Below are 11,599 nucleotides of genomic sequence, written 5' to 3' on the forward strand. Positions count from 1 at the left end.
GCCAGATGGATCACCGCGATCTCGGCGGCGAGCAGGTCCTCGTTCTACGACGGGCGGCCTCGCCGGCCCGCCAGTCGTAGAACGAGGACCGGGCGATGCCCAGGACACGGCAGATCCGCTTGACGCCCCAGGCGCCGTGGTGATCCTCAACGAAACGGAAGCGGATCATCACCGTGTCGTCTCGGCCGCGAAACAGGCGGCTGCCTTGCGCAGGATCTCGATCGTCTTCTGCTGCTCGACCGTCTGCCGCCGCAGCCGGGTGAGCTCCTCGCGCTCCGCACTGGTCAGCTCGCCCGGCCTGCCCTCGCCACGGTCCGTGCGGTCCTGCTTGACCCAGCCCCGCAGCCCCTCCGGACTGACCCCCAGCTCCCTGGCGATCTCGGTGACGTTCCGGTGCGGCGACGAGCGCACCAGCGCGATCGCATCCCGCTTGAACTCCGCCGTATACCGCTGAGCTTGACTTTTAACCTTCCGTGATCGCCCGGTGGCTGATTTGTTCACCCACATGGGGATTCGCCGGAAATGGTGACGACCTCCGGTTCACGCTGTGTGATGTCGAGTCTCACAACGGGCCGGGAGGTCGTCGGTGTCCAGTGTGGTCCATGCAACCGCTCATCGGTCGGCATTGGCTGAACTGTCCTCCTTTCGGATGGAGTTGTATGAGGCGATGCCCAGCCGCGCGGATGCATTGTTCGAGCTGGTGGATGCGGTGCTGTGTGCCGCGGGGCCTGTGGTGTCGCTCCCGGAGTTGAGTTTGGAGGCGGTGCACCGGCGCGGGCGCGGGGCCATGTACGACGCCCTGGCGAACGGCCGGATCGATGTCGGACGACTGCAACTTGTGTTGGCCGGGCTGGAGTTGCCGCGCGGAGCGGACCGGCAGCTGTCGATCGCGGTGGATGTGACGCCCTGGCCGCGACCCGACGCTGAATGCTCACCACAGCGACTGCACTGCTACCGGCCATGCCGCTGCGACGGCGTCCGGCAGACGATCCCGGGCTGGCCGTACCAGGTCGCCGCCGCGCTGGGCGGTGGCCGCTCCTCGTGGACCGGGGTCCTCGATGCGGTCCGTATAGGCCCCGATGACGATCCGACCGAGGTCACCGCCGCCCAGATCCACGACCTGCTGGAACGACTTCGCAAGGCCGGGCAGTGGCGCGAGGGCGACCCCAAGGTGTTGTTCGTCCTGGACTCCGGCTACGACGTCGTGCGCCTGACCTGGCTCCTGCGCGATGAGCCGGTGCGACTGCTGGGGCGGATCCGCGCGGACCGGGTCATGCGCCACCCGGCCGGCCGCCGCAAAGGACCCACGCCCGGCCGGCAACCCCGCCATGGCGAGGAGTTCCGGCTGGCCGATGCGGCCACGCATCCGTCACCAGTCCAGGAGTCGGCCACCCGCCATGACCGGTTCGGCACCGTGACCGCCCGCTGCTGGGGACGTCTCCACCCGAAACTGGAACGCCGCCAGGGCGGCTGGGCCAACCACGATGGTGAACTCCCCATCGTTGAAGGAACATTGGTCCATCTGGCGGTCGAGCACCTACCCGGGAACCGGGACCCCAAGCCGTTGTGGCTGTGGCATTCGGTCCCCGACGCCGCCGCCCATGACGTCGACCGTCTCTGGCGGATCTTCCTGCGTCGTTTCGACCTCGAGCACACGTTCCGCTTCCTCAAGCAGACCCTCGGCCTGACCCGGCCCCGCCTGCGGCACCCGGAGCAGGCCGACCGCTGGGTCTGGCTGGTCCTGACCGCCTACACCCAGCTCCGCCTCGCCCGGCCCCTCTCCGCCGACCTCCGCCGTCCCTGGGAGAAACCCCTCACCCCCGACCTGCTCACCCCGGGCCGGGTCCGCCGCGGCTATCACCGGATCCGGCGGCTCATCGGCACTCCGGCCAGGACGCCGAAAGCCGCCCGTCCCGGACCCGGCCGCCCCCAGGGCCGCACCTCCACCCCCGCACCCCGCCATCCCGTCGGCAAGAACCAGCAGAAAAAGGACAACCCCTCGGCCTGAATGCCGAGGGGCAACCTTTAAATTCAAGCTTAGAGCCCGCACAGATAGGCGGGGCGGGGAACCCAATAGCAAGGCGGGCACAGGTTCCGGTGATCATGGAGTTGCGGCGTTCTGTGATCACTTGGGGGACCTGTGCCCGTGCTGCCATCGTGGCTGACCGACCCGCTCTGGGATTAATTCGCGGCGCTGCTGCCCGATCGCCCGACGGTCAATCCGCGCCATCCGCTGGGCTGCCACCGCCGCCGCATCAGCGACCGGATCGTGTTCGACAAGCTGCTGCAACTGCTTCGGTTCGGCTGCTCCTACGAGGCAATCGCCGACACCACCTGCTCCGCGACCACCATCCGCAACCGCCGTGACGAGTGGATCGCGCTCGGCGTCTTCGCCCAGCTCAAGCAGATCGCGGTCCAGTCCTACGACCGGATCGTCGGGCTCGTGCTCGACCAGATCGCCATCGACGGTTCCATCACCAAGGCTCCCGGCGGCGGCGAGGCCGCCGGACGCTCACCGGTCGACCGCGGCAAACAAGGCCTGAAAAGCTCAGGCATGACCGATGGTTACGGCATCCCACTCGGTCGGGTCCTGGCCGGAGCGAACCGCAACGACTCCCCGCTGCTCGCCCCGACCCTGGACCTGCTGGACGACCTCGGGCCGCTGCCCGACGACATCACTGTCCACCTCGACGCCGGCTACGACTCGGACAAGACCCGCACCGAACTCGCCGCCCGAAACCTGCACGGCCGCATCGCGCACAAGGGCAAGAAGGCGCCGATCCAGGCGAGCCAGCGGTGGCACGTCGAACGCACCCACGCCTGGCAGAACGCCTTCCACCGCCTCGCCCGCTGCTACGAACGCCGCACCACCGTCATGAACGCCTTCTTCGATCTTGCCGACACGATCATCACCATCCGCAGCCTGATCCGCCGAGCGTGGACCACTCACCGCTGGGACACCCGCCCCCGGCGCCAACCATAAGCTGCCGCCTATTCCTACCTTCGCCGGTGTGCCTCGATGAGGAGGCGCTGCGAGTGAGCCACGAACGGACCATGGCGCTCGATGAAGGAGTGAAGTTCCGCCAGGCGGTCGCGGTAGGCGTCCACCGTGAAACCGGGGACGATCCAGATCACCTTGCGTAGGAAGTGGACCACCGCCGCGATGTCGTGGAACTCCATCCGGAGAGCTTCCTGGCGTACGTCGACGACGTCCAAGCCCGCCGCCTCCGCGGCGGCCACCGACGCGATCGGACTCGTTCCCGCGTAAGTGGTGGCCACTGACGTCGGGTGCGACCTAGCCGGCTGAGGCCCCATCATGAACTCGGTCAGTTCCCGCACCGAGCCGGACGCGACGTGTTGGGCCAGGTACACGCCGTTCGGGTGTAGTACCCGTCGCACCTCGTCCCAGCGGGTCACCACGGGGTGCCGGCTGACCACCAGGTCGAACGACTGCTTCGCGAACGGCAGGTCGGATGCGTCATCGGCCTCAACGACGGTCGCGTCGAACTTCGCCAGACTACGGCGGGCGATCGCGATATTCGGGGGCCAGGACTCCGTCGCCGCTAGCACCGACGGGGCGACAGGGATCGAGGCCAGCACCTCGCCACCGCCCGTCTGGATATCGAGTCCGGCAGCAGCCTTTGCCATCCGCTCGGCGAGCAGCTTCGCATAGCCCCAGGACGGTCGTTGCTCGCTGGCGCGACCTGTGAACCAGGAGAAGTCCCAGCCCGCCGTGGGGACGGCCTCGCCTTCCTCTACGAGCTCTTCGAACGTACGCATGGCGCCGAGAATGGCAGGCCGGAGCGGCGCACGCATCCGAGTTTCGACGGTTCACCGTCCGGCGCGAATCGCCTCGCGATTCCCGCACGCCCCTCGGGCCACGACACCGCAAACACAGGTCTCTCGGTGATTACAGAGCGTCGCAACTCCGCGATCAGGGAGCTTGCCTGCCCTACCTGCCAGCCGAGCTGCATCCCGCCTATCTGCGCGGCCTCTAAGCACCGCGATCACCAGGCCCAGGACGTCGACGGCAAGGCCCCGCTTGCGGCCCGGGACCTTCGCCGAACGCGTGGTGCAGCAGATCAGCGAGCAGGGCTTCGGGGAGTACCTGTCCCTCGCGCCGCCGCCCGAGGAGGCGCAGGTGGGGTCCGTGACTTCCTGAACAACCTCGACTCGAATCCCGCTGCGGCCAGGTGGGTGTGCTGGCGCATCCGGAACGCGGCGAACTCGTGGTCGCGATCGTTCTTCTCATCCTGCCTTACCGTCTACGCGGCACGAGTCCGGCCTCGAAGGCGATGATCGCGAGGTGGACGCGGTCCCGAGCTTCGAGCTTGGCGAACAGACGCGCGACATGCGTCTTCGCCGTCGCCGCGCTGATCACCAACCGCTCGGCTATCTCACCGTTCGACAGTCCCTGTCCGACCAGTGCCAGCACCTCGCGCTCCCGGTCGGTGATCCCCGCGATGAGACTTGAGTCCGCGGCGGGCTCGGCGTCCGGTTCGGGGGCCGCGGGGCCGGACGTTCCGGCGAAGTCCGCGATCAGCCGTCGGGTCACGCTCGGCGCGATCAACGCGTCGCCGGCCGCTACCACGCGGATCGCGTCCAGGATCGCGTCCAGGGCCATGCTCTTGAGCAGGAATCCGCTGGCCCCGGCGCGCAGTGCGCCGTAGACGTACTCGTCGTCGTCGAAGGTCGTCAGCACCAGCACCTTGGGCGGGTCCGGCTCGGCGGTCGCCTGCCGGGTCGCCTCGATCCCGTCCATGCCCGGCATCCGGATGTCCATCACCACGACGTCCGGCCGCAGCTCACGCACCAGGCGCACCGCCTCGCGGCCGTCGCCGGCCTCACCGACCACCTCCAGGTCGTCGGTGTCGCCGATCAGGATCGCGAGCCCGACCAGCATCAGCGGCTGGTCATCGACCAGCAGTACCCGCACACTCATACCGGGAGCCTCGCAGCCACCCGGAATCCGCCCTCCGGACGCCGGCCCGCGCTGAACTGGCCGGACAGCAACGTCACCCGCTCGCGCATGCCGAGCAGGCCGAAGCCGCTCCCGCCGGCCGCCGCCGAGAGCCTCGGACGGCCGGGCCCGCCGAGACCGTCGTCCCCGTCGTCCACCACCTCGATCGTCACTCCTGTCGGCTCGTAACCGACCGCGACCCGGCACGTCCGCGCACCGGAATGCCGCACCACGTTCGTCACCGACTCCTGGACGATCCGGAACGCCGACAGCTCGATCTCCGGCGGCAGCGGACGCTGCTCGCCCCGCCAGGTCACGTGGACCCGCACCCCGGCGTCGGCCGTGCGTTCGGCGAGCTGCGGGACGTCCGCCAGGCTGCCGGACGGCGCCAGCGGAGCGGCCCGCGGCATGGCGTCGTCGGGCTCGGCGCGGCGAAGCGCTCCGAGCATGCGCTGCAGCCCGAGCAGCGTCTCCCGGCTGGTGGTCTCGATGCCGGTCAGCGCCTGCCGCGTCTGCTCAGGCTTGGTCTCCACGACCCGCGCCGCCGCTCCCGACAGCACCGTGATGATCCCGATGCTGTGCGCGACGCTGTCGTGCAGTTCGCGGGCGATCCGCAGCCGCTCGGCCATGACGGCGCGGGCCGCGGTCTGCTCGTGCAGGGCTCCGAGGTATTCACGGCGTTTGCGGTACACCCCGCCGAAGACCCACGCGACCGCGAACACGAACGCGAGCTGCCCGGCCCCCCGGGCCGCGTCGCCGACGGATTCCCCGTGGGGGACGAGGGTGCGCTCGGCGAACACGGTCGCGACGGCCGCGACGCAGCCGACGGCGGCAGCCGTCGGCCGCCGGGCAGCGAGGTACCCGGCCAAGACCAGGAGCAGGAGGAGCACGATCCAGGGCCGCGCGCCGAAGAGGTTGCCGAGGGCTGCTTCTTCGACCAGGACCGCCGCGAAGACCGTCGCGGGCAGACGGCGCACCAGCAGGATCGGCAAGGCGAGCACGAGGCAGAGACCGATCATCTGGTCGGGCCCGAGGTCGGGGAACCGCAACGGGCCGCCGTCGTAGCGCCGGAGCTGATGGACCGGCATCGTCCAGCAGAGCATCAGCGCGTAGAAGCAGGCGGTGGCCAGTACCACGGCCTGTGCCGTCAGCCAGGTCACGGGTGCCGATGTCGAGAAACGCCGGAGCAGCTCTTCCATGCGGAGATCGTATGGATGGGCGTCGACTCTGCGCGTCGTCCCGGGGGTGTACACGGAGTACGCCGCCGGGCCGATGGCCTGGGGGGAGAGGTGACATCCGCCGGCCGACGCGGTGGATCACGGTCCGTTCCTAGGTTCGTGGCCATGACGAATGAGCCGATGATCGATCTCCAGGACGCGACAAAGAAATATGATGACGGCCCGCCCGCGCTGGCCGGGGTGACCTTGTCCGTGGCGGCCGGTGAGTGCGTGGCGATCCTCGGCCATTCCGGCAGTGGCAAGTCGACGCTGCTGAACCTGGTCGCGGGTCTGGACAAGCCTTCCAGCGGCACCGTGACCGTCAACGGAACCCGGGTCGACCAACTCGGCGAGGCCGGTTCGGCGAAGTACCGGCGGGCTTCCATCGGCATGATCTTCCAGTTCTTCAACCTGCTCGACGACCTGACGGTGCTGGACAACGTGATGGTTCCGGCGCAGTTGGCCGGGATGGGCAAGGGCGAGGCGAAGCGGCGGGCGACCGAGTTGCTCACCTCGCTGGGCATCGACCGGCACGCCAAGGCCTACCCGCAGCGGCTGTCCGGCGGTCAGCGGCAGCGGGTGGCGGTGGCCAGGGCCCTGATGAACCGGCCGGCGTTGCTGCTGGCCGACGAGCCGACCGGCGCGCTGGACTCGCGCTCGGCCGAGGACGTGCGCCGGCTGCTGCTGGATCTGAACGCCGACGGCCAGACCATCCTGCTGGTGACCCACGACATCCAACTGGCCGCGAACACCGCGCGACGCACGATCGAGCTGGTGGACGGTGCCGTGGCCCGGGACGTGGTCAACACGGCCGGCGGCGCCACCTCCAACAGCTCGACGGGAGCGGTCCGATGACGCGGCTCCCAGCGCTGCCGTCCCAGCGCCTGTACGAGGTTTCCTTCCGGGCCGTGGCCCGTCTGCTGCCGGCGGGAGCGGTCCGATGAGCGCCCTGGGCAAGGTCGTGCGCTCCGGCGTCGGCCGGCGTCGTGTGCAGTCCTTCGTGATGGCGCTGACGACGTTCGCGGCCGTCACCTCCTCGGTGCTCTCGCTCGGTCTGCTGGCCGCCGTGCAGGCCCCGTTCGACCACGCCTTCAAGGCCCGCAACGGCGCGCATCTGTCGGTCCAGTTCGACGGCTCGAAGGCCACTGCCGCGCAGGCCGCCGCCACGGCGCACGCCGCCGGCGTCACCGAGGCGTCCGGGCCGTACCCGGTCACCTCCGCCCTGAACACGAGTTTCGGCACGGACTGCACCGCGAACATCGCCCCGGGCATGCCGATGGCCGGTCGCGCCGACCAGCCGGTCATCGCCACCACCCGGCCCGACCTGGCCGCCACCTCCGGCCTGGACCATCTGGCCCTGGTCGATGGCAGGTGGCCGACCAGCGCGAACGAGATCGTCCTGGCTTCATGGGACCATCACTGCGCAGACGGTTCCGTGGTGTTCGACTCGCTGCCGGGCAAGCCCTCGTTCAAGGTCGTCGGCCTGGCGAACTCGCTGACCAACACCGCCACCGGCTTCCTCACCGCCGACGGCTTCGCGCGGATGACCGCCGCCGGCGCCAAGACCGACGAGCAGATGCTCTACCGGTTCGCCAAATCCGGGACCGACGCCGACCTCACCACGGACAAGCAGGCGATCGCCGCCGCCGCGCCGGCCGGCTCGGTCGAGAGCGGACAGTCCTACCTGGCCGCGGAGAAGCAGGCCGTCGGCAGCGCGAAGTCCTTCGTGCCGTTCCTGATCGTCTTCGGCGTCCTCGGCCTGTTCCTGTCGGTGCTGATCATCGCGATCGTGGTCAGCGGCGCGGTGGTCTCGGGAATCCGGCGCATCGGGATCCTGAAGTCGCTCGGCTTCACCCCCTGGCAGGTGGCCCGCGCCTACGCCGCACAAGCCCTGATCCCGGCGACGATCGGCGTGGTGGGCGGCACGCTGATGGGCAACGTGCTGGCCGTTCCGGTCCTGGGCAAAGCCAGCAAGGATCTCGGTGCCGCCGACGCCAGCCTGCCGGTGTGGGTCAGCCTCGTCGTGCCGATCGGCACCTTGGTCATCGTCGGTGTCACCGCGCTCATCCCGGCACTTCGGGCCGGCCGCATGCCGGCGGTGCAGACCCTGGTCGTCGGCCGTGCCCCGAAGGCCAAGCGCGGCCAAGGCGCGCAGCGCCTGGCAAGCAGGCTGCCGCTGCCCCGGCCGATGTCGCTGGGACTGGCCCAACCGTTCGCCAAGCCGGCCCGGGCCGCGCTGGTCGGCGCCGCGGTGCTGTTCGGCGCGGTCAGCGTCACGTTCGCAATGGGGCTGGAGACCGCGTTCACCAAGTACACGGACACGAATACCGCCGGCTTCAACGCCGCGTCGATGATCGTGGTGCCCGCCGGCACGCCCGCCGGCTTCCACGCCCCCGGCGGCGGCCCTGCCAATCCCCACCTGGACTCCACCGAGGTGGCCGCCGCGATCGCTTCGGTCCCGGGCACGAAGGCCGCGTTCGGCTGGGGCAACAGCGGCGCGACCCTGATCGGCGCGCCGACGGGGGACCATGCGATTGTGGACACCACCACCGGCGACCTGTCCTGGACCAACATGGTGCTGCTGCACGGCCGCTGGTACCAGAACCCCGGCGAAGCCGTGATCAACGACTCCCTGGCCTCGACGGCCGGGGTGCACGTCGGCGACACCGTCACCGTGGCGCAGGACAACAAGCGACTGCCGCTGCGGATCGTCGGCATCGACTTCGATGCCACCAGCAACGCGGTCCTGATGACCGACAACGCCTCGTTCACCGCCGCAGGTCTGACGCCGTACATCACCCAGTTCAACGTCAAGCTGGCCGACAACGTCAGCGGCTCCACCTGGTCCGCCTCGGCCACCGCCGCGCTGACCCCGCTGCACGCCGCGGCCACCCCGAACATCACGTACGCGAACCCCACGGTGCTCACCATGGTCGCCCTGGTGGCCACCCTCACGCTGATGATGATCGCGGTCGCCGCGCTCGGCGTGCTGAACACCGTGGTGCAGGACACCCGGGAACGGATCCACGACCTGGGGATCTTCAAGGCCCTCGGGATGACGCCCAAGCAGACCATCGCGATGGTGCTGACCTCGGTGAGCCTCACCGGTCTGGTCGCCGGGCTGATCGGGGTCCCGATCGGGATAGCGGTGGAGAAGGCGACGATGACCCAGATGGCGAGCGCGATCGGCAGGGACCTGCCGTTGAGCGTGACCCACGTCTACACCGCCGGGATACTGCTCCCGCTGCTGGCCGGCGGGATCGCAATCGCCCTGCTCGGGGCACTGCTGCCGGCCGGCTGGGCGGCGCGCTCCCGGACCGCCACCGCGCTGCGGACCGAGTAGAACCGGTCGCTCGTAGCACTGAGGACCTACCATCTTGAAGCTGCTGGTCAGGGTGATGGCATGGCTGGGATGGTAGGTGCTCGTGCTCGTGCTGGTCGTGGGCGGCTGTCTGCGGTCTCGATCGTTTGACGTTTCCCGGTTTCGGCGGCGCAGAGCGCGGTGGGGTTCCTGCGCTCTGGATCCATGACGGATTCGGTGATGCTGGAACGGATCGCCGCTCGGCGTGCCGAGCTGGACCTTCTGGAGGAGGAACTGGTCAAGCGGCTGGCCGACGTGCGGGTCGAGCGTGATGAACTGGTGGTGGCCGAACGCGTCGTGCAGCGGATCAGGGAGCAGGGCCTTGGTGAGTACTTGTCGCTTGCGCCCGCGCCACCGGAAGCCCAGGTGGGCGGCCGGTCGGTGTGACTGATCCCGACTCGTGCCGTCGGCGTCTGTCCCGATACGCTCCCGCCGGACTATCAGCGCATCTTGACCATCGTGCGGGACGCGGCTGGGCCGGTCACGGTCAAGGAGGTCGGCGGGGTGCTCGGCCTTCCGGTGGAACTTCAACGTGAAGTTCCACCGCGGTCAGGAGCCGTTGCCGCAGCTCGAACCACAACTTGTCCCGCAGCCCAACGCACAACCGGTCCCGCAGCTCGCGCCGCTGTAGCTGCCACCGCCGATGCCGCGGGTGGTGCCGGCGCGCTTGCGGGCCCGAGCCCGGGAGGCTTCGAGGCAGATCCGCAGGGCATGGTCCACCGGCAGAGCCGACAGCCCGGCCAGGGCCACGGCCATCGGCCCGTGCTCGCGACGGTCGACCGTGGGCCCGTGCTCGCGACGGTCGGCCGCCCGGGCTTCGGAGAGTACGCGGGAGCCGAGCGAGGTGTACCGGTTCCGGGCTTCCCAGGGCGGCTCCACGAGATAGTTGACCAACAGGGCCACCGCGAACAGCACGGGGAAAGCCACCAGCGGGAAAAGCCAGTTGTCGTGCCGCACGAGCGTGAACACGAATGCGGCCACACCCGCCACGGCCACCGCGCCGGACGCCACGGGCGTCCAACCGTAGGCCAGCCGCATCCGGTCGACCAACTCACGGTCGTTGAGCAGGCCCGCGACCGCCAGTCGGCTGCGCAGGGCCTGCGCCGGCGGGTCGTAGTCCACCCATGTGATCAGCTTCCCCATGTCACCGGTGCGGGTGGGGCCGAGGCGGCGCACGACCTCCGCCTCGAAGCCGTCCTCCGGGCAGGCGAGGGCCGTGGTCGCGGTGACGTCCCCCGTACGGGAGACGACGATCCGGCCCGCCTCGTACATTTCCAAGAGCTTCAACTCCGCCAGGTGGTGTGCCAGACAGGCGAGTTCCTCCAGTCCGAGGTCGAACTCCCGTCCCGCCGCCAGCCGTTCGGCCCGGTTCAGCCCACGCGCCTTGGCCCGGAAATTGAGCCAGGCCGCGGCCAGTCCCATACCCGTCCCTGCCAGCAGGACCAGTACCACCCACATGACGCCCCCTACGAGTCACTCCAGTGTGGGTACGCCCCGGGCCACCCGGCAAGTCCCCCACCTGCCCCGCGGCTACGCTCTGCTGTCCGGCCGCGCGGACCTGGCTGCCGTCGCCTGAAGCGGCGGGCCCGGCCCGTGAGCGTGGGAGCGCTGCAGGGCCGGGCCTTCGTTTTCGGCGACGGAGCCCGCTGGACGAGGCCACCGGCCCGGGGCAGGCTCGTGTACGGGCACCTCTCCCCGGCCGGAAGGGAGCTCTCATATCCCCCCGGCACGGCACACTCACTGAGAACACCGGCGCCACCGCACCGCTGCTACGGATCACCACCACGACAATCCCTGGGGCCGCCCAGGTCCTCCACCTGAACGGCGAAGTCGACCACGACCAGCGCCAGCGGCTGGAGAGCGCGCCTACGACAGGATCAACCCGACCACGGGGCCGGTCGAGCGTCGCCAGGGCTCTTCTGTGACCGCCGGTCGGTCGCGAAGGTCGGACCGAGCTTCATCGGGATGTACGGCGGGCGCATACGGGAGCCGCTGTCCAACGCCTCGCCACCATACGAACGGTCGCCTGCGTGCCCGTGGTCGGCCTGCGCTCCGCGCGGC

General features: G+C 69.8%; 10 protein-coding genes. 5 read left to right on the plus strand and 5 right to left on the minus strand.

Annotation, left to right across the window (positions count from 1 at the left end; all coding sequences use genetic code 11):
• Window positions 1-168 precede the first annotated feature (168 nt).
• Window positions 169-507 carry a transposase gene (locus tag ACFU7Y_RS29000; RefSeq protein WP_380770158.1) on the minus strand — a complete coding sequence of 113 codons (339 nt, stop codon included), beginning with the start codon at window positions 505-507 and terminating at the stop codon, window positions 169-171.
• Window positions 508-586: 79 nt separating this feature from the next.
• Here ACFU7Y_RS29000 and ACFU7Y_RS29005 point away from each other — a divergent pair, with 79 nt between their 5' ends.
• Together ACFU7Y_RS29005 and ACFU7Y_RS29010 are read left to right on the plus strand one after the other, a co-directional pair.
• A complete protein-coding gene (locus tag ACFU7Y_RS29005; protein ID WP_380770159.1) occupies window positions 587-2,008 on the plus strand; it encodes an NF041680 family putative transposase in 1,422 nt (473 codons plus the stop codon).
• Between the two features lie 186 nt (window positions 2,009-2,194).
• Window positions 2,195-2,983, plus strand: coding sequence for an IS5 family transposase (locus ACFU7Y_RS29010; RefSeq protein WP_380770164.1), 789 nt, complete (start codon window positions 2,195-2,197; stop codon window positions 2,981-2,983).
• 14 nt (window positions 2,984-2,997) lie between these two features.
• Here the strand turns inward: ACFU7Y_RS29010 and ACFU7Y_RS29015 are convergent, their stop codons facing one another.
• The 3 genes from ACFU7Y_RS29015 to ACFU7Y_RS29025 all read right to left on the minus strand — a co-directional run bounded on the left by ACFU7Y_RS29015 (window position 2,998) and on the right by ACFU7Y_RS29025 (window position 6,159).
• Entirely contained in the window at window positions 2,998-3,780 is a 783-nt protein-coding gene (locus ACFU7Y_RS29015) for a class I SAM-dependent methyltransferase (protein ID WP_380770160.1), read from the minus strand.
• 478 nt (window positions 3,781-4,258) lie between these two features.
• Window positions 4,259-4,942 carry a response regulator transcription factor gene (locus ACFU7Y_RS29020; protein WP_224275579.1) on the minus strand — a complete coding sequence of 228 codons (684 nt, stop codon included), beginning with the start codon at window positions 4,940-4,942 and terminating at the stop codon, window positions 4,259-4,261.
• Window positions 4,939-6,159 carry a sensor histidine kinase gene (locus tag ACFU7Y_RS29025; RefSeq protein ID WP_224275593.1) on the minus strand — a complete coding sequence of 407 codons (1,221 nt, stop codon included), beginning with the start codon at window positions 6,157-6,159 and terminating at the stop codon, window positions 4,939-4,941. The genes ACFU7Y_RS29020 and ACFU7Y_RS29025 overlap by 4 nt, the downstream gene beginning before the upstream one ends.
• 144 nt (window positions 6,160-6,303) lie before the next feature.
• Here ACFU7Y_RS29025 and ACFU7Y_RS29030 point away from each other — a divergent pair, with 144 nt between their 5' ends.
• The 3 genes from ACFU7Y_RS29030 (at window position 6,304) to ACFU7Y_RS29040 (ending at window position 9,925) form a co-directional block, all read left to right on the plus strand.
• On the plus strand, window positions 6,304-7,032 hold the full coding sequence (locus ACFU7Y_RS29030; RefSeq protein ID WP_380770161.1) for an ABC transporter ATP-binding protein: 729 nt from the start codon (window positions 6,304-6,306) through the stop codon (window positions 7,030-7,032).
• A gap of 85 nt (window positions 7,033-7,117) precedes the next feature.
• The gene (locus tag ACFU7Y_RS29035) at window positions 7,118-9,520 is read left to right on the plus strand and encodes an ABC transporter permease (protein ID WP_380770162.1); all 2,403 of its coding nucleotides are present in this window, start codon (window positions 7,118-7,120) and stop codon (window positions 9,518-9,520) included.
• 183 nt (window positions 9,521-9,703) lie between these two features.
• Window positions 9,704-9,925 carry a hypothetical protein gene (locus tag ACFU7Y_RS29040; RefSeq protein WP_224275602.1) on the plus strand — a complete coding sequence of 74 codons (222 nt, stop codon included), beginning with the start codon at window positions 9,704-9,706 and terminating at the stop codon, window positions 9,923-9,925.
• A gap of 162 nt (window positions 9,926-10,087) precedes the next feature.
• Here the strand turns inward: ACFU7Y_RS29040 and ACFU7Y_RS29045 are convergent, their stop codons facing one another.
• Window positions 10,088-10,996: a TIGR04222 domain-containing membrane protein gene (locus tag ACFU7Y_RS29045; RefSeq protein ID WP_380770163.1), complete on the minus strand. Its 909-nt coding sequence runs from the start codon at window positions 10,994-10,996 to the stop codon at window positions 10,088-10,090.
• Window positions 10,997-11,599: the final 603 nt, after the last annotated feature.

It is taken from the genome of Kitasatospora sp. NPDC057542 (assembly GCF_042801945.1).
Lineage (GTDB): Bacteria > Actinomycetota > Actinomycetes > Streptomycetales > Streptomycetaceae > Kitasatospora.